At 68.6% G+C, this 18942-nt stretch carries 19 protein-coding genes and 1 other RNA gene; 8 read left to right on the forward strand and 12 right to left on the reverse strand.

Annotation, left to right across the window (positions count from 1 at the left end):
* From V7050_RS07960 to meaB, 5 genes are all read right to left on the reverse strand, one after another.
* Positions 1–855: type III PLP-dependent enzyme (locus V7050_RS07960; RefSeq protein WP_324410446.1), on the reverse strand; the 855-nt coding region annotated here is incomplete at its 3' end.
* A 306-nt stretch (positions 856–1161) separates the two neighbouring features.
* Positions 1162–1662, reverse strand: a complete 501-nt coding sequence (locus tag V7050_RS07965) for a copper chaperone PCu(A)C (protein WP_324367968.1) — start codon at positions 1660–1662, stop codon at positions 1162–1164.
* A gap of 45 nt (positions 1663–1707) precedes the next feature.
* A complete protein-coding gene (locus V7050_RS07970) occupies positions 1708–2037 on the reverse strand; it encodes a hypothetical protein (RefSeq protein WP_324367970.1) in 330 nt (109 codons plus the stop codon).
* 62 nt (positions 2038–2099) lie between these two features.
* Entirely contained in the window at positions 2100–2387 is a 288-nt protein-coding gene (gene rpmB / locus V7050_RS07975; protein ID WP_324367972.1) for a 50S ribosomal protein L28, read from the reverse strand.
* Positions 2388–2483: 96 nt separating this feature from the next.
* Positions 2484–3473: a methylmalonyl Co-A mutase-associated GTPase MeaB gene (meaB, locus tag V7050_RS07980; RefSeq protein ID WP_324367974.1), complete on the reverse strand. Its 990-nt coding sequence runs from the start codon at positions 3471–3473 to the stop codon at positions 2484–2486.
* Positions 3474–3591: 118 nt separating this feature from the next.
* Here meaB and V7050_RS07985 point away from each other — a divergent pair, with 118 nt between their 5' ends.
* The 5 genes from V7050_RS07985 to V7050_RS08005 all read left to right on the forward strand — a co-directional run bounded on the left by V7050_RS07985 (position 3592) and on the right by V7050_RS08005 (position 12762).
* On the forward strand, positions 3592–4317 hold the full coding sequence (locus V7050_RS07985; protein WP_324367976.1) for a DUF3108 domain-containing protein: 726 nt from the start codon (positions 3592–3594) through the stop codon (positions 4315–4317).
* 10 nt (positions 4318–4327) lie between these two features.
* On the forward strand, positions 4328–6832 hold the full coding sequence (hrpB, locus tag V7050_RS07990; RefSeq protein ID WP_324367979.1) for an ATP-dependent helicase HrpB: 2505 nt from the start codon (positions 4328–4330) through the stop codon (positions 6830–6832).
* Between the two features lie 95 nt (positions 6833–6927).
* Positions 6928–8361 (forward strand): Glu/Leu/Phe/Val family dehydrogenase, encoded by a 1434-nt coding sequence (locus tag V7050_RS07995; RefSeq protein ID WP_324367981.1) that lies wholly within the window; start codon positions 6928–6930, stop codon positions 8359–8361.
* Positions 8362–9001: 640 nt separating this feature from the next.
* Complete coding sequence (locus tag V7050_RS08000; protein ID WP_324375159.1) at positions 9002–10855, forward strand: M10 family metallopeptidase; 1854 nt, start codon at positions 9002–9004, stop codon at positions 10853–10855.
* A 236-nt stretch (positions 10856–11091) separates the two neighbouring features.
* Entirely contained in the window at positions 11092–12762 is a 1671-nt protein-coding gene (locus V7050_RS08005) for a calcium-binding protein (protein WP_324375157.1), read from the forward strand.
* Positions 12763–12822: 60 nt separating this feature from the next.
* Here the strand turns inward: V7050_RS08005 and V7050_RS08010 are convergent, their stop codons facing one another.
* Positions 12823–13056, reverse strand: coding sequence for a sulfurtransferase TusA family protein (locus V7050_RS08010; RefSeq protein WP_324367987.1), 234 nt, complete (start codon positions 13054–13056; stop codon positions 12823–12825).
* A 114-nt stretch (positions 13057–13170) separates the two neighbouring features.
* Here V7050_RS08010 and V7050_RS08015 point away from each other — a divergent pair, with 114 nt between their 5' ends.
* Positions 13171–13920 (forward strand): cytochrome c biogenesis CcdA family protein, encoded by a 750-nt coding sequence (locus V7050_RS08015; protein WP_324375155.1) that lies wholly within the window; start codon positions 13171–13173, stop codon positions 13918–13920.
* A 340-nt stretch (positions 13921–14260) separates the two neighbouring features.
* On the opposite strand, the gene V7050_RS08020 is transcribed toward V7050_RS08015, so the two are convergent.
* Genes V7050_RS08020 through fumC form a run of 4 tightly spaced genes read right to left on the reverse strand, consistent with a single transcriptional unit; the run spans position 14261 to position 16942 of the window.
* Complete coding sequence (locus V7050_RS08020; RefSeq protein WP_324375153.1) at positions 14261–14488, reverse strand: ribbon-helix-helix domain-containing protein; 228 nt, start codon at positions 14486–14488, stop codon at positions 14261–14263.
* Positions 14485–14670 carry a DUF4169 family protein gene (locus V7050_RS08025; protein WP_324375151.1) on the reverse strand — a complete coding sequence of 62 codons (186 nt, stop codon included), beginning with the start codon at positions 14668–14670 and terminating at the stop codon, positions 14485–14487. Before V7050_RS08025 ends, V7050_RS08020 begins: the two co-directional genes overlap by 4 nt.
* A 14-nt stretch (positions 14671–14684) precedes the next feature.
* Complete coding sequence (gene ypfJ / locus V7050_RS08030) at positions 14685–15536, reverse strand: KPN_02809 family neutral zinc metallopeptidase (protein ID WP_324370218.1); 852 nt, start codon at positions 15534–15536, stop codon at positions 14685–14687.
* A gap of 11 nt (positions 15537–15547) precedes the next feature.
* Entirely contained in the window at positions 15548–16942 is a 1395-nt protein-coding gene (fumC, locus tag V7050_RS08035) for a class II fumarate hydratase (protein WP_324370215.1), read from the reverse strand.
* Positions 16943–17104: 162 nt separating this feature from the next.
* On the opposite strand from fumC, the gene V7050_RS08040 reads away from it, so the two are divergent.
* Entirely contained in the window at positions 17105–17512 is a 408-nt protein-coding gene (locus V7050_RS08040) for a DUF3775 domain-containing protein (RefSeq protein ID WP_324370213.1), read from the forward strand.
* A 19-nt stretch (positions 17513–17531) separates the two neighbouring features.
* Here V7050_RS08040 and V7050_RS08045 read toward each other — a convergent pair whose 3' ends face one another.
* Both V7050_RS08045 and ssrA read right to left on the reverse strand, forming a co-directional pair.
* Positions 17532–18002 carry an SspB family protein gene (locus V7050_RS08045; protein WP_324370211.1) on the reverse strand — a complete coding sequence of 157 codons (471 nt, stop codon included), beginning with the start codon at positions 18000–18002 and terminating at the stop codon, positions 17532–17534.
* Between the two features lie 89 nt (positions 18003–18091).
* Positions 18092–18442, reverse strand: a transfer-messenger RNA (tmRNA) gene (ssrA, locus tag V7050_RS08050).
* 8 nt (positions 18443–18450) lie between these two features.
* On the opposite strand from ssrA, the gene V7050_RS08055 reads away from it, so the two are divergent.
* Positions 18451–18810: a cupin domain-containing protein gene (locus V7050_RS08055; RefSeq protein WP_324370209.1), complete on the forward strand. Its 360-nt coding sequence runs from the start codon at positions 18451–18453 to the stop codon at positions 18808–18810.
* Positions 18811–18942: the final 132 nt, after the last annotated feature.

Raw genomic sequence — 18942 nt, forward strand, 5'->3', positions numbered from 1 at the left:
GATCACGCCGGCGTCGGCGACGAGGCCGGGGCCGGGCTCGGCCATGACCGACACCTCGGTGCCGAAGCGCGCGCGCACCATCCGCATCACCTCGGCGGCATAGGCGCGGGTCTCGGGCAGCGGATCGCCGTAGAAGGCCGGGAAGCCGCCGCCGATGTTGAGGACCCGCAGGGCATGGCCGGCGTCGCGGGCCTCTTCCCAGAGGGCGAGCGCGCCATCGAGCGCGCCGGCCCACATCGCCGGCTCGCGCATCTGGCTGCCGGCGTGGAAGGAGATGCCGGCGACGTCGAGCCCGACCGCCCGGCCGAGGTCCATCAGCCGCAGCGCCTCGCGGTGCGAGCAGCCGAACTTGCGGGTGAGCGGCCAGTCCGCCTCGCTCGCGGTGACCAGCATGCGCAGGATGACGCGCGCGCCGGGCGCGTTTTCGGCGATCTTGTAGATCTCCTCCTCGGCATCCGCCGCGAACTGCCGCACGCCCACGGAATGGGCATGGGCTATGTCCGCCGCGCGCTTGATCGTGTTGCCGAAGGCGATGTGCTCCGGCGCGACGCCGAGCGAGAGGCAGAGGTCGATCTCGCCGCGCGAGGCCGCATCGAAATGCGCGCCTTCCGCCAGGAGGGCGCCGATCACCTCGGGCGCGGGATTGGCCTTGACCGCGTAGTGGATCGAGGCATCGCCCAGGCCGCCCGCCAGCGCGCGGTACTTTCCGCGCAGCATGTCGAGGTCGAAGATCATCGTCGGGCGATCGAAGTCGCGCGAGCGGATGAAGGCATCCTGGCGTGCCGAGACGGCCGAATCCTGGGGGTGGGCGTCGAACAGGGCAACGCTGCCCGTGAGGGCGGACACATGTCGCATGCGCATCTCCATCAGTCCCGGGGGATAGGTCCCGGAGTTCCCAAAAGAGACGTTACCGTCGCTGCGTGAGCCGCCCGTGACAGGGACTTACAGAGGCGCGTGCGTTGGCGTCAGATGACGGCATATGAAGGCAGTTTCCGTCACAATCAAGACAAATCTCGATGATGCCGGAGTTTTTTGCTGCGGTGCGGGATGAGCGTGGCAAACAGATGACGAACGGTTATCAAAGTGTTAACGCGCGCCCTTGACGGACAGCCCTTTCCCGCGCGGCGAATCCGTCCGCCGCGCGGAGGGGGTGGACCCGCGTCAGCCGCCGCTGCCGCTCCCGTGTCCATGCCCCTGGCCTCCGTCCTGGCCGCGCATCAGATCGACCGGGATCGTCACGGGAATCTCACCGGCAGTTTCGAAGACCAGCACCATGTCGACGGCGGATCCCGCCGCCATTTCGCCGGTCAGGCCGAGAAACATCACATGCAGGCCGCCGCGCTCGAGCAGCACGGTCTCGCCCGCCGGGATCGGGATTCCGCCCTCGACCTGCCGCATCTGGGCGACGCCGTCCTTCATCTGATGCGTGTGCAATTCCACGCGCTCGGCAATGTCGCTGCGCGCTTCGATCAGCCGGTCGTCGCTGTCGGTCGTGTTGGTGATCGCCATGAAGGCGGCCCCGGTCCGGGCATTGGCGCCGGCGGCCCTGGCATAGCCGTCCTCGATGACGATGCCGTTCGCCACGGCGAGCACCTCGGCGGAGCCTGCGGCCGGAGCGCTGAGAGCGGCGGCGGCCAGTGCCGCGAGAATCATGTGTCGCATGTCGGATTCCGTCTGCTGATGTGCATTCCGTTCTGAATCGGGCGATCAGGCGGTGACGGGCGGTCCCCGGATCCCGCCCGAGCGACCGGGAGGGGACATGACCGGGCGCGTGTCCCGAGGCGCCGGGGGCAGCAGGAAAGCGAGCGCACGGGCGGGACGATCCGGGCGCGGCGGCTCGGCGGCCAGTACCGGGGCGAGGCAATCCGGGCAGGGATGCCGCGCGGTCGCGGGCGGCGCATCGGGAGCAGAATGGGCGCAGATCTCGACGCGGATGCCGTCGGTGCGCGGTATCGCATACGACTCGAGCGCGAAGCCGGTCAGGGCCAGCAGCTCGACGAGGACGCAGGTCAGGAAGTCGCGGGCGAGGCCTCTCATCCGGCCTCGATATCCCTCGCGCCGGCCCGGCGCAACGGCCGGGGGGGTCGGGGAAGGCCGGCTCAGCCCGCCGACTGCGCCTTGGCGATCTCGCGCTTCATCCGAAGCGCCTTGGGCGACAGGTCGGCATCCGCCGCCTTGGCGAGGAAGCCGTCGAGCCCGCCGCGATGGTCGACGGTGCGCAGCGCCGCCGCCGAGATGCGGAAGCTCTCGGCGCGGCCCAGGGTCTCGCTGGCCAGGGTCACCTCGTTGAGGTTCGGCAGGAAGCGGCGCCGGGTCTTGTTGTTGGCGTGGCTCACGTTGTTGCCGGTCATCGGCGCCTTGCCGGTCAGTTCGCAGCGGCGGGACATTGGTCTCGGTCCTCGTTTCGGTCGCAGGAGGGACGGGCGGCCGGGCCGGGCGTCCTGAATATCGAAGCGGCCTGATAGCCAAGCCCCCCCTGCCCGTCAAGGGCGAAGCGGCGCGAAGGCGTCGAGCAATTGCTCGGCCGCGAGATCGGGCGGCAGCCGCCCGGCCGCGACCGATGCCGCGAGCTCGCGGCGCAGGCGCCGTGCCGCGGGGTCGGCGTCGAGGCGGGCGATGAGGCCCGCTTCGACCGCCCGCTCGAACCAGGCCTCCATCTGGACGCGTCGCCGCTCGGCCCAGGCGCCGCTCGCCTGCCGCGCCTGGACCAGCGTCTCGATGGCCTGCCAGGCTTCGCGAAGCCCGTCGCCGGTGCGGGCCGAGACGCAGAGCGCCACGGGATAGCCTTCCGGATCGCCGGCGGGCGGGCGCATGAGGCGCAGCGCGCCCGCATATTCCGCCCGCGTGCGCATGGCGTCCTCGACGAGCGAGCCGTCGGCCTTGTTGACGAGAAGCAGGTCGGCCATCTCCATGATGCCGCGCTTGACGCCCTGCAGCTCGTCGCCTCCCGCCGGGGCGAGCATCAGGACGAAGATGTCGGTCAGTTCGGCGACCATGGTCTCGGACTGGCCGACCCCGACCGTCTCCACCAGCACCAGATCCGCGCCCCAGGCCTCGACCAGGCGGATGGTCTCGCGGGTGCGGCGGCCGACGCCGCCGAGCGCGGCCTGGCTCGGCGAGGGGCGGATGAAGGCGTTCGGCGACCGCGCCAGCCTTTCCATCCGGGTCTTGTCGCCGAGGATCGAGCCGCCCGAGCGCGACGACGAGGGGTCGACGGCGAGAACCGCGATGCGGCGCCCCGCCTCGGCCAGCATGAGCCCGAGCCGCTCGATCAGGCTCGATTTTCCCACCCCCGGCGTCCCGGTCATGCCGAGGCGGAGTGCGGGCGGGTCGCGCGGCTCGAGCCCGGCGAGAAGCTCCCGGGCCGCGCGGCGGTGGTCGGGGCGCGTCGATTCGACGAGCGTGATCGCGCGGGCGAGCGCCCGGCGATCGCCCGACGCGAGCCGTTCCGCCAGTCCGGCCGCCCGATCCATCCGGTCTCCATCACGCAAGCTTCACCGGGGCCCGAAGGTTTCACCCTTGGCCTTGGCCAGCCTCTTTGGCATATCCGGCCGGGCCTGTCTCCCGACAACCGACTTCCGGAGTTCCCGAATGTTCTGCCCGAAATGGTCCCGTGCATTGACCGGCCCGGCCCTGGCGGTCGCCGCGGCGCTGGCGCCGCTCGGCGCCGCGGCGGAGGAAGCGACCTTCGACTTCTATATCGCCGGCATCCGGGCCGGCGAGATGACGCTCGACATCGAGACCCGCGACGGCGATTACGCGGCCGCGAGCCGCATCGATGCGGCCGGCGTGCTGGGCCTGTTGGTCAGCTTCTACTACGACGGAACGGCCGAGGGGCGGCTCGGCGGCGACGGCAAGGTGGTGCCGCGGCGTTTCGTGGCGAACTCGAAATCGCCGCGTGCCGAGCGCCATACCGAGATCGACTGGAAGGACGGGACGCCGAGCCGGGTTTCCGTGGAGCCGCCGCGCAAATCCGCGCCCGATCCCGCCTATCAGGGCGGCACGCTCGATCCGATCTCGGCCGGGGTGGCGATCCTGCGCGACGCGGCGCCCGAGGCGGTCTGCGACACTTCCGTCGATGTCTTCGACGGCTCGCGGCGTTCCCGCCTGACCCTCGCCAGGCCGGTTGCCGAGGGCGACGCGCTGGTCTGTGCCGGCACCTATTCCCGGCTCGAAGGCGAGGCGCATTCCCTCTCGAGTGGGAGCGAACACGGTTTCGAGATCGTCTTCCGCCGCAATGCGGCGGGCGTGGCGCAGCTCGAGCGCATCGAGACCAAGACGGATTTCGGCCTGGCGGTGGTCGAGCGCCGGGGCTGACGCCGCCCCGATGCTGGACCTGCCCATCGAGCCGATCCTGCCGCAGCTGGTCGCGGCGCTGGGGCGCGAGGGCAGGGCGGTGCTCCAGGCGCCGCCCGGGGCCGGCAAGACCACCCGGGTGCCGCTCGCCCTGCTCGCGGCGGGGATCGTTCCCGGCCGGATCGTCATGCTGGAGCCGCGTCGCATCGCCGCGCGCGCGGCCGCCGAGCGCCTCGCCGCGGGGCTCGGCGAAGCGGTCGGCGGGCGCGTGGGCTATCGGATCCGCGGCGAGTCCCGTCCCGGCACCGCCATCGAGGTCGTGACCGAGGGCATCCTCACACGGATGCTCCAGGCCGCGCCGGACCTGCCGGGGATCGGCTGCCTGATCTTCGACGAGTTTCACGAGCGCGGCCTCCACGCCGACCTCGGGCTGGCGCTGGCGCTGGAGGCGAGGGCGGCGCTTCGCCCGGACCTCCTCCTTCTGGTCATGTCCGCGACCCTCGACGCGGGCCCCGTCGCGGCGCTCATGGGCGATGCGCCCGTCCTGACCGCCGAGGGCCGCGCCCATGCCGTCGAGACGCGATGGCTCGATCGGCCATGGCGCGCGGCCGGGGGCGATGTCCGCTTCGAGACGGCGGTTGCGGATCTGACGCTCGCGGCGCTGGCCGGGAGCGAGGGTGGCGTGCTGGTGTTCCTGCCCGGACAGGCCGAGATCGCGCGGACCGCGGCGCGTCTCGCACCGAGGCTCGGGCTGGGCGTGGTGCTGCAGCCGCTCCATGGCGGCCTGGGCTTCGCCGAGCAGCGCACCGCGCTCGAGCCGATCGCCAGGGGCCGCAAGCTGGTCCTGGCCACCGCGATCGCGGAGACCTCGCTCACGATCCCGGACATCCGCGTGGTGGTCGATAGCGGGCGCGCCCGGCGGGCGAGGTTCGATCCCGGATCCGGCATGAGCCGGCTGGTGACCGAGCGCGTGACCCGGGCCGAAGCCGAGCAGCGCCGCGGCCGCGCCGGGCGCGTGGCGCCGGGATGGTGCTTCCGCCTCTGGACGCGCGGCGAGGAGGGGGCGCTCGAAGGGCAGCCGCCGCCGGAGATCGCCGGCACCGACCTTACCGGACTTGCGCTGGAGCTCGCGGTCTGGGGGGTGGCCGAGCCCGGGGAGATGGCCTTCCTGACGGCTCCGCCGGCGCCCGCCTTGGCCGAGGCGCGGGCGCTCCTGCGCGAACTCGGCGCGCTCGACGCCTCCGGCCGGATCACCGGTCACGGCCGCGAACTCGCCGGCCTGCCGGTGCATCCGCGCCTGGGGCACATGCTGGTGAAATCGGCGGAGCGCGGGGCCGGTGCCATGGCCGCCGATCTCGCCGCCCTGCTTGAGGCGCGCGATCCGTTCCGCCGTGCCGGCGGCGGCCTGCCGGTCGATCTGGCGCCGCGCCTCGGCGCGCTGCGTGATCCGCGCCGGGCCGAGGCCGAGAAGGGTCTCATGGCCGACAAGGGGGCGCTCGCCGGAATCCGAGCCGAGGCCCGGCGTCTCGCGGCGCTGGTCCCGCGGATGCGCGGCGAGGGGCTGACCGCGGGCGCCGCGCTCTCGCTCGCCTATCCCGACCGCATCGGCCAGCGCCGCTCCGGCGCCGCGCCGCGCTACCGTCTCGCCGGGGGCAAGGGCGCGGTCCTGCCCGAGGACGACCCGCTGGCGTCGGCGCCCTTCGTGGTCATGGCCGATCTGGACGGAGACCGACGCGAGGCGCGGGTCCGGCGCGCGCTGCCGGTGGCCGAATCCGACCTCCGGGCGTTGCATTCCGAAAGCCTCAGGCAGGTTGCGATCTGCGAGTGGTCGGTGCGGGAGCGCGCGGTGATCGCGCGGGAGCGGCTGATGCTGGGGGCGCTCGTGCTCGAGGATCGGCCCTGGACCTCGGTGACGTCCGAGGAGGTGGTCGCGGCGATGATCGCCGGCATTCGCGCGCTGGGCCTCGACGCCTTGCCCTGGACCGATGCGGCGCGGCGGTTCGTGGCGAGGGTCTGCTGGCTGCGCGATCGCGGCGCCCCGGACCTGCCGGAATTTTCGCCCCAGGCGCTCGCCGACACGCTGGAGCAATGGCTCGCGGAGGATCTCGCGGGGATCACCCGCGCCGAGGGCCTCGCCGGGCTCGATCTCGTCGCGGCGCTGTGGCGGCGACTCGACCATGCGGATCGCCAGCGCCTCGACCGGCTCGCCCCGGCAAGCTGGTCGGCGCCGACAGGCACCTCGCTCGCCATCGACTATTCCGGCGCCGCACCGGCGGTTTCCGTGCGCCTGCAGGAGCTCTTCGGCCTCGGCAGCCATCCCGCGATCGGCCCCGACCGCGTGCCGCTGGTGGTCGAGCTCCTTTCCCCGGCGGGGCGTCCGGTCCAGACGACCACGGATATTCCGGGCTTCTGGACGAATACCTATGCGGAAGTGCGGCGGGATCTGCGCGGCCGCTATCCGCGCCATCCCTGGCCGGAGAACCCGGCCGAGGCGGCGCCGACGCGTCGGGCGAAGCCCAGGAGCCGGCCGGGCTGAGGGCCGGGCGAAACGGAGATCCTTGCGTGCGTCGGCTCGCGGGTGTTTTACTCGCGCTGCGCGGCCGCAGGAGCCGTCAGAACCGGGGGATTACCATGAACGCACCGTTGCGTGAGCCGACCTTCCGCGAATCCGTTGATATCATGTTCAACCGGGCGGTGAAGTTCATGGACCTTTCGCCTGGTCTGGAGGAGAAGATCCGGGTCTGCAACTCCACCTATACCGTGCGGTTCGGCGTCCGCCTGCGGGGAGAGATCAAGACCTTCACCGGGTATCGAAGCGTGCATTCGGAACATATGGAGCCGGTCAAGGGCGGTATCCGTTTCGCCGCCAACGTGCATCAGGACGAGGTGGAGGCATTGGCCGCGCTGATGACCTTCAAATGCGCGCTCGTCGAGGTTCCCTTCGGGGGCTCGAAGGGCGGTCTGAGGATCGATCCGCGCGAGTGGGAAGAACATGAGATGGAGCTCATCACCCGCCGCTTCGCCTATGAGCTGGCCAAGCGCGACCTGATCCATCCCTCGCAGAACGTGCCCGCGCCGGACATGGGCACCGGCGAGCGCGAGATGGCCTGGATCGTCGACCAGTACCGCCGCATGAACACGACCGACATCAATGCCGCCGCCTGCGTCACCGGAAAGCCCCTGAATGCCGGAGGGATCGCCGGCCGGGTCGAGGCGACGGGCCGGGGCGTGCAATATTCGCTTCGCGAGTTCTTCCGCCATCCCGACGACATGAAGGTCGCCGGCTTCGACGGCACGCTCGAGGGCAAGCGGGTGATCGTCCAGGGCCTGGGCAACGTTGGCTACCACGCAGCGAAGTTCCTCTCCGAGGAGGACGGCTGCCGCATCGTCGGCGTGATCGAGCGGGACGGCGCGATCATCAACGACAAGGGGATCCCGATCGAGTTCCTCAAGACGCACATCGGCGCCACGGGCGGGGTCAAGGGCTTCCCGCGCGGGACCTATGTGGAGGACGGACACAAGGTTCTCGAAGCGGATTGCGACATCCTGGTTCCCGCGGCGCTCGAATCGGTGATCAACCTGGGCAATGCGGAGCGCATCAAGGCGCCGCTGATCGTGGAGGCCGCCAACGGCCCGGTCACGGCCGGCGCCGACGAGATCCTGCGGGCGCGCGGCAAGGTCATCATGCCGGATCTCTACGTGAACGCCGGCGGCGTGACCGTCAGCTATTTCGAATGGGTGAAGAACCTGAGCCACATCCGGTTCGGGCGGATGCAGCGCCGGCAGGAAGAAGCCCAGAACGCGTTGATCGTGAACGAGATCGAACGGATCCTGCGGGATTCGGGCGCGACCATGGGCATCTCCGATGCCTTCAAGTCGGAATACGTCCGGGGTGCGGGGGAACTGGAACTCGTGCGGTCGGGGCTCGACGACACGATGCGCACCGCCTACCAGTCCATGCGCGAGGTCTGGCACGGCCGCAAGGACGTGGAGGATCTGCGGATCGCGGCCTATATCGTTTCGATCGGTCGCGTGGCGGCGAGCTATCGCTCGAAGGGCCTCTAGCAGAGGTCTTCTCCGCCCGTTCCGGCCTGGCGAGGCGCCCGGGCCGGAACGATTGCGGACATCCATCCGCCAAGCCCCCGCAACGAATTCCGCGGCGATCGGCGGAAGATCGCCAGTGTCGAGAGGGGATGGCCGTCCGAATGCGGGCCATAGGGGCGTGTAGCGATCGAGCGCGATACGTTGTCCGGAATTCCTGAGGGCCTTCGGGAATGCTTTCGACGGCGAAAGGAAATACGTCGCCGGCCATTCGTGGGTACTACCTCGCGTTACGCCCGATCAGTTGCGTTGCATAGACGAGCTCGAACGCGGGCCTTTTTGCAGGTCTGAGATTAGTATTCTTGCATGTCTGGGATTCTCGCATCCCTGGGCTGGGTATTTCGGCGTCCGGAGAATACTTCGGGACCCGGAAGAGAATGACGCTGACGCCATGAGCCCCCGTGGCTTGGCGCATACTTGGCAGCAATGCCGATACTGCCTGAGTTTTTCGTATCTAGTGACTACTTGTGATTATGCAGTAGAAAATCATACTATTGGTGCGTCATATTTGCCGCAGATTGCCTTTGCCTTGTCGGAAATCTATGAGTCGCCGGTGCCTCATGGCAATCTCCGCCTGCCAGTTCGGCCTGCGCGGTAGAACTACTTGCAACAGACTGAGTTGGTTTGGTATCCGCCCTTTGTAAGGGGCGGGTTCCGCATCGGCGGGGTGGATTCGGGGATGGGACTTTCCGGGATGGTGGAATCGCGGTCCGTGCTGGACGCGAGTGCGCATGGCGAGACACATCTGCTCGACCAGGGATTGTGCCCCTGTCCCGGCTGCACCTACAGGCGCATGGTCGACTCGGACCCCCATCGGGATCCTTCGGCTTGGGACGCGAATGCGCGCCAGCATGAAGAGGACCATCGGCTTCGACCGATTGATCCTGTCTTCAACGGCAACGGAACGGATTTCGATCTCATCGACAAGACGGCGTCCAAGGCCGTCAACGGCGTGCTTTCGGGCTACAAATGGGCTGGCCGTTCCATCAGCTACAGCAACCCGGACAAGCCGTCGGACTACCCGGCCTACTACGACAATGACGGGGACGGCGACGGCAAGAGCGTCCAGAATGACGGATTCTCCAAGCTGGACCCCAGGCAGAAGATCGCGATGCATTTTGCCTTGGATGCGCAGGACTTCGGTCAAGGGCGCGCCGCGGCGGGCTTTTCCGTCGAGGGCATGACCAATCTCGGGATCACCTACGCGGGCGACGGAAAGGGCAATGGAACGATCCGTCTCGCCAATATGAACGACTACGACGGGGCCTATGCCTTCTACCCGGACTGGAGCGTGTACGGCGGCGATGCCTGGTTCGGACCCAAAGCGAGTGGTTCGACGCCGGGCGGCTGGAACTGGTACGTGTTCCTGCACGAACTGGGTCATTCACTGGGGCTGAAGCACGGCCACGAGGCAGGCGATTTCGGGAAACTGCCCGCGAATCTCGACTCGGCCGAATTTTCGGTGATGACCTATCGCAGCTATATCGGCGACAAACCGGGCTCAGCGGATTTCGAGAAATGGGGCGCGCCCCAGACCTATATGCAGCTGGACATCGCCGGGCTCCAGCACATGTACGGCGCGGATTTCAGCACGAATTCGGGCGACTCGGTCTATTCGTGGAACCCGCTCGACGGAAAGACCCTAGTCAATGGCGAGACGGCGATCTCGCCGGGTGCGAACCGGATCTTCCTGACGATCTGGGACGGCGGCGGAAAGGACGAGTACGACCTCTCGGCCTATGCGACCGATCTCGAGATCGACCTCGCCCCGGGTGCTCATTCGGTGTTCTCCAGCGGGCAGCTGGCGGGGCTCGGCGGCGGGCCGTACGACGGCAAGGCGCGGGGCAATGTGTTCAACGCGCTGCAGTACAAGGGCGACGCCCGGTCGCTGATCGAGGATGCCACCGGTGGAGCGGGGAACGACAGGATCGCGGGAAACGCGGCGCCGAACTGCCTGGCGGGGAACGGCGGCAGGGACACGCTGCTGGGGCTCGAAGGCGACGATCGGCTCGAGGGGGGTGTCGCCCGCGATCTGCTCTATGGAGGCAGCGGCGATGACCTGCTCTTTGGCGGGGCGCATTCCGACCTGCTGGTCGGTGGCGAAGGCCGCGACACCTTCCACTTCACGAGCGCACGGGAATCCCGGCCGGGCAAGACCCGGCACGACAAGATCAAGGCCGGTGACGGCGCCGTGGCCTTCGAGGCGCCGGGCGCGGGGAAGGGCGACCTGATCGACGTGAGCGGGATCGACGTGAACCCTCTCAAGATCGGCGATCAGGGGTTCACCTGGGGCGGCACGACCAAGACCTGGTGGGGGTGCCTCTACGCCAAGGACATCGGCAGCGCGACCTTCATCTTCGGCAACATCGACAGGGATCCGGTCCCGGAGTTCGAGCTCGCCATCGCCGACAATGGCGTGGGCGCAGCCGATTACAGCGCGGCGGATTTCGTCCTCTGAACCGCACGAGACAGCGAGCCGCCTGAACCCGGGCGCCGAGAAAGTCCCCGAAAGGCATCTTGAAAGCACATGCGACGGTGCGGCCCGGACGACGGGACCGGACCCCTGTCCCGGCCGGGTGACGCCCGTCACATCGTTTCGGCCGCGAATCGTCCAGGCTTGTCTCAAGCGACCGAGGGATGCGGGGCGTCCTGCCCACCCGGTTGTCGCCGAGACAGACTGGAAGGACCGGAACAATGGCAAATTTCTACGGCACCAACTACTCCGACACCATCACCCCGACCTATGTCTCGCCGGGCGTCATCAAGAGCCTCTTCTTCCCGAAGCCCGGCAACGGCGCCGACAGGCTCTATGGCTACGGTGGCAACGACTTTCTCAACGGCGGCGGAGGCAACGACTACATCTCCGGCGGGACCGGCAATGATTCGCTCTATGGCGGGACCGGCAACGATTCGCTCTACGGCGGCGACGGGAACGACTATCTCGACGGCGGCTACGGATACGACATCCTCAGCGGCGGAACCGGCATCGATACGGTCAGCTACACCTTCTACAGCGGTGCCGTGAATGCCAGCCTGACGACGGGCATCGTCTCGTTCCCGGGCAACGGAACCGGCGTCGACCGGCTCTATTCGATCGAGAACATCTACACCGGCAGCGGCAACGACCAGGTGATCGGCAGCAGCGCCAACAATGTCATCAGCACCGGCAACGGCAACGATTATGTCAATGCCGGCGCCGGCAATGACACCATCTACGGTGGGGCGGGCAACGATTCGCTCTATGGCGGCGACGGCTCCGACCGCATCTATGGCGGCGACGGCAACGACTACATCCAGGGCGGCTACGGGCTCGACTACATCGACGGCGGCTACGGCGTGGACACGCTGAGCTATACCTACAACAACAGCTCGAACATCAATGCCGACCTCGCCCAGGGCAAGATGGACTTCGACGGCTCCGCCAGCCAGGTCGAGACGATCCTCTCGATCGAGAACCTCTACACCGGCGGCGGCAACGACAAGGTCACCGGGAGCAGCTACGCCAACGTGATCTCCACCGGGGACGGCCATGACGTCATCTACGGCGGCTTCGGAGACGACAGCCTCTACGGCGGCGATGGCAACGACTTCATCGATGGCGGCTACGGCACCGACTACATCAACGGCGGGGACGGCACCGACACCACGAGCTATCTCTTCTACAGCGGCGCCGTGAACGCCAATCTCGCCACCGGCAAGGTGGGCTTCGTCGGGAGCGCGGCGCCGGCCGACACGCTCTATTCGATCGAGAACATCTATACCGGCGGCGGCAACGACTGGATCACCGGCAGCGATGCGGACAATGTCATCAAGTCCGGCCACGGCAACGACGTGGTCAGCGGCGGTGCCGGCAACGACCGGATCGAGGGCCGCTCCGGCAACGATCGTCTCTATGGCGGCGACGGCAACGACCGACTCTACGGCGGCGCGGACAATGACCTGCTCTATGGCGGGAACGGCAACGACACGCTCAAGGGCGGTTCGGGCCACGACTGGCTGAAGGGCGACCAGGATGCGGACCGGCTGTTCGGCGGCTCCGGGAACGACTATTTCGTCTTCGGCGACGCCAGCGAATCCTCGCCGTTCTCCCGGGACACGATCTACGACTTCGAGGGTGCGGGCCAGCCGGGTGGCGACCTGATCCACGTCCGTGGCATCGATGCCAACGTGCATCTCAACGGCGACCAGGAGTTCCAGTTCAGCAACGGCCCGGGCGGCGCGGGCACGCTCTGGGCGGTCGATGCGGGCGCCGATACGGTGATCTACGGCAACACCGACAACGACGCGGCGATCGAGTTCGAGCTGCGCATCGTCGACGGCAATGTCACGGCGAGCGACTATCACGCGGGCGACTTCGTGCTCTGACCGCACGGGCGTTCCGAGACCCGGCCCGCGGCATCCCGGATGCCGCGGGTTCTTCGCGTGTCAGCCGCCCCTCCGGATCTCGTAGGCGTAGGCCGGATGGGCGAGCTCGGTCCGGTCGACGAGGTCGTGGCCCTGTTCGGCACAGAAATGCGGGATGTCCACCAGCGCGGCGGGGTCGTCGGCGAGCACGCGAAGCACTTGGCCGGGGGCGAGCGCCATCAGGCGCTTGCGCGCCTTGAGCACCGGCAGCGGGCAGAGCAGCCCGCGGGCGTCGAGTTCGGCATCCCAGCTCATGGCCTTGGTGCTATGGCCGGGCCGCGGTCCTGTCCACGCCAAAGTGAGGCGGGCCCGCGTGACGCGGCGCGCGGAACAGGCTAGGGACGGTGCCGGGGCAAGGCTGAGGCGCAAATGTTCGGGATCGACCTCTGGGATGCCTCGCTCGTGCCGGCGCTGGTGGTGGCCGGGCTGGGCGGGATCCTGAGCTTTCTCTCGCCCTGCGTGCTGCCGATCGTGCCGCCCTATCTCGCCTATATGGCGGGCGCCTCGATGGAGGACGTGGCCGGCGGCCGGGCGGCGCGGGCGAATATCCTGCGCGCCGCGGTCTTCTTCGTGCTGGGGCTTTCCACCGTCTTCCTGATGCTCGGGATGGCGGCCTCGGCGGTGGGGCGGATCCTGCTGATCTACCAGCGCGAGATGGCGATCGTGGCCGGGCTCGTCATCATGCTCTTCGGGCTGCATTTCCTCGGGCTCCTGCGCATCCCGATCCTCTATCGCGAGGCCCGGTTCGAGGCGCAGAGTTCCGGCGGGGCGATCGGCGCCTATGTGCTCGGCCTCGCCTTCGCCTTCGGCTGGACGCCCTGCATCGGGCCGGTGCTGGGCGCCATCCTGGGCCTCGCGGCGCAGGAGGGTTCGGTGGCGCGCGGCATGGTGCTGATGGGGGCCTATGCTGCCGGGCTCGGGCTGCCCTTCCTGGTGGCGGCGCTCTTCCTCGAACGGGCGATGGAGGTGATGGCCGGGCTTAAGCGCCACATGGGTCTCATCGAGCGGGCGATGGGCGTGCTGCTGCTGGCGGTCGGGCTGATGATGGTCACCGGCGCCTTCAGCGACCTCTCCTATTGGCTGCTGGAGACCTTTCCCGCGCTCGGGCTGATCGGCTGAGGCGGGCCCGGCGTCGGGATGTGCGCGCGCGCACGCGACGGTATGCCGTTGATTATGATGGATAAATCCGTTCCCGTTAACCTTATCGAAACGCTGTGTCGCAGGACGCGCCCCTAGTGTCTTGCCGCGAGAATTCATGCCAGCGAGCCCTGCTGCCGAATCCTGATACGTCCGGTGGCCGAGAATCCCCAGCCCGATCGACCCGTGGCGATCGGGCCGCGCCGGCCCTGCGGGGCGCCGGCGCGCGAGATGGCGAAAGCCTCCCGTTCATGAGTCGTGCCGTGTGGTGTGCCTGATCGAAATCAGGCCGACGCGGCGCTTTTCCCGTGCCGGAAGGCGGTCAATCCGCCGTGGCGCTGAGGCGGTCGAGCACGAAGACCCGGATCGCCGAGGCGAGGCCGCGCTCCGGGCCGCGGGCGGCGTCGATTTCGGCGGCGAGGTCGTTCAGCCCGCGTCCCTCGGCGGCGGCGATGGCGCGGAAGGCGCGCCAGAATTCCGCCTCCAGCGAGACCGAGGTGCGATGCCCGCGCAGGGTCAGGGAATGTTTCTCGGGCCTTCCGCCGCTCACGCTTTCGGATCCGGACGCCGGTGACCCTCGAGGCGGCGGGAGGCCAGCTCGGCCTCGGCCCGCCGGCGCGCGGCCTCCGCGGCGGTCTCGCCGGTGGCGGGCGTCACCGCGCCGGCCTCTTCGCGCGCCTTGTCGCGATCGCGCTGCTTGCGGCGGGTCCGGAGGTTGACGACCTTGGCCATGGAGCGCCCGCCGCTCAGAGATCGGTCGCCGCGAAGGTGTCGCAGGCCGCCGGGTCGCCGGTCCTGAAGCCGCGGTAGAACCATTCCCTGCGCTGATCGCCGGAGCCGTGGGTGAAGCTGTCGGGCACCACCCGGCCGCGGCTCGCGCGTTGCAGGGTGTCGTCGCCGATGCGCTCGGCGGTGTTCAGTGCTTCGCGTATGTCCCCGTCGGTCAGGTTCAGCCCGGCCGCGGCCTCGTGCGCCCAGAGGCCGGCGTAGCAATCGGCCTGAAGCTCCACCCGCACCGAGAGCGCGTTCGACTCGCGCTCGCTGGCGCGGGCGCGCCGGGCGTTCACCTCGCCGAGCAGGCCGAGCTCGTTCTGCACGTGATGGCCGACCTCGTGGGCGATGACATAGGCATAGGCGAAATCGCCGCCGGCCCCCATCTGCTGCTGCATCATCTGGAAGAAACTGGTGTCGAGAAAGACCGTCTGGTCGTTGGGGCAGTAGAACGGCCCCATCGCCGATTGCGCGAAGCCGCAACCCGAGGTGGTGCCGCCCTCGTAGAGCACCAGCCGGGGCCGGGAGTACTCGTAGCCGGAGGCCTCGAAGATGCCGCTCCAGACCTCCTCGGTCTGGGCCAGGACCACGCCGACGAATTCCTCCATCTCGTCGTTGATCTCGTTCGGCCCCGTGGGCGCCTGGCGGCTGGGCACCGGCCCGATTGTTCCGCCGCCGAGGAAGGGCGAAAGGTCGACCCCGAAGAAGATGCCGACCAGGAGCACGATGATCAGCCCGAGCCCGCCGGTCCGCCGCATGGCGCGGCCGCCGCCCGCGCCGCGGCGGTCCTCGATGCGGTCGCTGGTGCGTTTGCCGCGCCAATCCATGGCTTCGACCCCTAGGGTTTGGGCCCCAGCATCTCGCCGGGCTGAACGACCCTATCAAAAGTCGCCGCGTCCACAAAGCCCAGACGGATCGCCTCCTCCTTGAGCGTCGTGCCGTTCTTGTGTGCGGTCTTGGCGACCCTGGTGGCGTTGTCGTAGCCGATCTCGGGCGCCAGCGCGGTGACCAGCATCAGGCTCTCCCACATCAGCTTGGAGATCCGCGTCTCGTCGGCGCGGATCCCCTCGACACAATTGTCGGTGAAGGCGGAGGCGGCGTCGCCGATCAGCTGCTCGGATTGCAGCACGTTGTAGGACATCATCGGCTTGTAGACATTGAGCTCGAAATGCCCCTGGGAGCCGGCGAAGCCCACGGCGGCGTCGTTGCCCATCACATGGGCGCAGACCATGGTCAGCGCCTCGGCCTGGGTCGGGTTGACCTTGCCGGGCATGATCGAGGAGCCCGGCTCGTTCTCCGGCAGGATCAGCTCGCCCAGCCCGCAGCGCGGCCCGGAGCCGAGCAGGCGGATGTCGTTGGCGATCTTGAAGAGCGAGGCGGCCACGGTCTTCAGCGCGCCCGACATCTCCACCAGCGCGTCATGGGCGGCGAGCGCCTCGAACTTGTTGGGGGCGGTCACGAAGGGCAGGCCGGTCAGCTCGGCGATCTTGGCGGCGACGGCCTCGGCGAAGCCGACCCTGGTGTTGAGCCCGGTGCCGACCGCGGTGCCGCCCTGGGCGAGCGGGTAGATGTTGTGCAGCGCATGCGTCACCCGCCGGATGCCCTGCTCGACCTGGAAGGCATAGCCGCCGAATTCCTGGCCGAGGGTGAGCGGCGTGGCGTCCTGGGTATGGGTGCGGCCGATCTTGATGATGTCCCTGAAGGCCTCGGCCTTCTCGGCCAGCGCCCCGTGCAGCTTGCGCAGGCCCGGCAGGGTCACGCCATGGGCGACCTGCGCCACGGCCACATGCATGGCGGTGGGGAAGGTGTCGTTCGAGGACTGGCTCATGTTGACGTGATCGTTGGGGTGGACCGGCGTCTTCGAGCCCAGTTCGCCCCCGAGGATCTCGATGGCGCGGTTGGAGATCACCTCGTTGGCGTTCATGTTCGACTGGGTGCCGGAGCCGGTCTGCCAGACCACCAGCGGGAAATGCTCGTCCCATTTCCCGGCCGCGACCTCCGCCGCCGCCTGCGCGATGGCCTTGCCCAGCTCCGGGTCGAGCTTGCCCTCGGCCATGTTCACTTCGGCGCAGGCCTGCTTGATCGTGCCGAGCGCATGCACGATCGCCAGGGGCTGGCGTTCGCCGCCGATGGGGAAGTTCTGGATCGAGCGCTGGGTCTGGGCGCCCCAGTAGCGGCTGGCGTCGACCTCGAGCGGGCCGAAGCTGTCGGTCTCGGTACGGGTTCTGGTCATCGGTCCCTCGCGGCTTGCAATGCACGCGCGTGCTATAGCGGCTGCGCCCCGCCGCGCCAACGGCCATCGCGGGAGGACGCGCCGGGCAGGCATTGACAGCGCCCGGTCGATGCAACCATCTAACGGGCGGGAACCGCAACCGAGGCAGCGAAAGGCCTTCCCATGGACGAGCTCTCGCTCAATCCGAAATTCCTGCAGAATCTCATTCTGCGCACGCGCGGCCTTCTCTCCGAGGACGGCGCGCCGACCGACGACGAGGGCAATTACGTCGACGACAAGGATCCCTCGGTGCCGCGCTACGACGTGCAGGACCTGACCGTGGCCGAGCTCGCCGGCGAGATCGAGGATCTCGAGCCCGACCAGCAGGCGGAGCTGGTGGCGCTCATGTGGATCGGTCGCGGCGACATGGAGCCGGACGAATGGGAGGCGGCGGTCCAGCTCGCCTTCGACCGCCACGAGGGCTCGACGGCGGAGTACCTGCTGTCGCATCCGCATGTCGCAGAGCATTGGGACGAGGGGCTCGACCGGCTCTTCGACGGCTCCGACCTGGTGGAGACCGGCCAGTACTGAGCCGCGGCGGCGCCGGAGTTCAGTGCTTGCGGAACTTGTCGAGGCTCACGACCTCGCCGTCCCCCGCCGGCTTGACCGGTGCCGGATCCCGCGGCGGCGGCTCGGTCGGCTCGTCCTTCGCCGTGCCGGCGGCGGTCTCGTGGGCGTCGAACTTGAGGCCGAAATTCACCGAAGGGTCGGCGAAGGTCCGGATCGCGGCGAAGGGGATGACGATCGGATGCGGCACGCTGCCGAAGCTCAGCGTCACCGAGAAGCGGTCCTTCATCACCGCGAGATCCTCGAACTGGTTCTGCAGGACCACGGTCATCTCGCCCGGATAGCGCTCGCGCAGCGATGCCGCCATGTCGACGCCGGGATGGGTCGTGTCGAAGGTGATGAAGAAGTGATGCGCGCCCGGCAGCCCGTCGCGCGCAACCTGCGCGAGCACCTCCGCAATCAGGCTGCGCAGCGCCTTGTGCATCAGCTGGCCGTAGTTGATCGACTTCGCCATTGCCTGTCCCGTCACGACTTGGCGTCGACCATATCCTATTCCAACCGGGGGGGAAGGGGGCTGCGGCGGAAATCGCGAGCTGGGCGGAGGGTGCAGGCTTCTGTTGCCAGGTGCCTGCGGACCCCGCCAGGACCTGCTAGGGCCCTGGGCTTCAGGTTTCGGCAAACCTCACCGCATTACGCGGCGAGACGCACCGGAGCGTAGTTGTCGTTGGCAACTATGCGATTTGAGCCGATAACGGTGGCATCGTGCCGGGTGAAAGCCAACCCCTTTAGACGTCCGTCGATCCTGTTTCGGCCCCATGGTCCCCCAACGAGGGTTCTGGTGGAGCCGCCGGGTACCGCCCCCGGGTCCGATCCGCTTATTACGGGCGCGTTTATCACCATAGTTCCTTGCGGAACGCTCCCAATATAGGGTGAAGCGAGCCGCAGCGAAAGGGCCTCGCGCAATGTCCGGAATTCCAGCCCATATCCGCCGCCTTTCCCGCGAAGGCGCGCCGGTGGCCGATGTCGCGGCGCCGGAGAAGCTTCTCGCCGGATCCGGGGTGGCGCGGCTCTGGAACGCCTTTTCCGACCCCGGGGGGCGGTTCCATGCCGGGCATTGGCAGAGCGAGGCCGGTGTGCGGGCGGTGCACTACACCGAGACCGAGCTCTGCGTGATCCTCGAGGGGCGCGTGCGGCTGAAAGATTCCGGCGGTGCGACCGCCGAATTCGGGCCGGGAGATGCCTTCGTGATCGCCGCGGGTTTCGAAGGCAGCTGGGAATCGATCGGCCGGGTCACGAAGATCTATGCGATTCTCGAGGCCTGACACGGCCTCCGCCCGATCGATTCGGCCCGCCGGCATCGGAGCCGCCCCGGCGCGGCGGCCTTTGGCGGCGTCCCGCTGCGGGACATGGGCGTTGTGGCACGGAAGCGGCTGAAACAAGGGGATTCCGCCGGG

Origin of the sequence: Amaricoccus sp., assembly GCF_036846665.1 — a bacterium.
Taxonomy (GTDB): domain Bacteria; phylum Pseudomonadota; class Alphaproteobacteria; order Rhodobacterales; family Rhodobacteraceae; genus Amaricoccus.

What these genes read in the sequence shown, in the direction of transcription:
- V7050_RS07965 (WP_324367968.1), bottom strand. Translation starts at nt 1,662, where the DNA reads ATGCGACACATGATTCTCGCGGCACTGGCCGCCGCCGCTCTCAGCGCT.
- V7050_RS07970 (WP_324367970.1), bottom strand. Translation starts at nt 2,037, where the DNA reads ATGAGAGGCCTCGCCCGCGACTTCCTGACCTGCGTCCTCGTCGAGCTG.
- rpmB (WP_324367972.1), bottom strand. Translation starts at nt 2,387, where the DNA reads ATGTCCCGCCGCTGCGAACTGACCGGCAAGGCGCCGATGACCGGCAAC.
- meaB (WP_324367974.1), bottom strand. Translation starts at nt 3,473, where the DNA reads ATGGATCGGGCGGCCGGACTGGCGGAACGGCTCGCGTCGGGCGATCGC.
- V7050_RS07985 (WP_324367976.1), top strand. Translation starts at nt 3,592, where the DNA reads ATGTTCTGCCCGAAATGGTCCCGTGCATTGACCGGCCCGGCCCTGGCG.
- hrpB (WP_324367979.1), top strand. Translation starts at nt 4,328, where the DNA reads ATGCTGGACCTGCCCATCGAGCCGATCCTGCCGCAGCTGGTCGCGGCG.
- V7050_RS07995 (WP_324367981.1), top strand. Translation starts at nt 6,928, where the DNA reads ATGAACGCACCGTTGCGTGAGCCGACCTTCCGCGAATCCGTTGATATC.
- V7050_RS08005 (WP_324375157.1), top strand. Translation starts at nt 11,092, where the DNA reads ATGGCAAATTTCTACGGCACCAACTACTCCGACACCATCACCCCGACC.
- V7050_RS08010 (WP_324367987.1), bottom strand. Translation starts at nt 13,056, where the DNA reads ATGAGCTGGGATGCCGAACTCGACGCCCGCGGGCTGCTCTGCCCGCTG.
- V7050_RS08015 (WP_324375155.1), top strand. Translation starts at nt 13,171, where the DNA reads ATGTTCGGGATCGACCTCTGGGATGCCTCGCTCGTGCCGGCGCTGGTG.
- V7050_RS08025 (WP_324375151.1), bottom strand. Translation starts at nt 14,670, where the DNA reads ATGGCCAAGGTCGTCAACCTCCGGACCCGCCGCAAGCAGCGCGATCGC.
- ypfJ (WP_324370218.1), bottom strand. Translation starts at nt 15,536, where the DNA reads ATGGATTGGCGCGGCAAACGCACCAGCGACCGCATCGAGGACCGCCGC.
- fumC (WP_324370215.1), bottom strand. Translation starts at nt 16,942, where the DNA reads ATGACCAGAACCCGTACCGAGACCGACAGCTTCGGCCCGCTCGAGGTC.
- V7050_RS08040 (WP_324370213.1), top strand. Translation starts at nt 17,105, where the DNA reads ATGGACGAGCTCTCGCTCAATCCGAAATTCCTGCAGAATCTCATTCTG.
- V7050_RS08045 (WP_324370211.1), bottom strand. Translation starts at nt 18,002, where the DNA reads ATGGCGAAGTCGATCAACTACGGCCAGCTGATGCACAAGGCGCTGCGC.
- V7050_RS08055 (WP_324370209.1), top strand. Translation starts at nt 18,451, where the DNA reads ATGTCCGGAATTCCAGCCCATATCCGCCGCCTTTCCCGCGAAGGCGCG.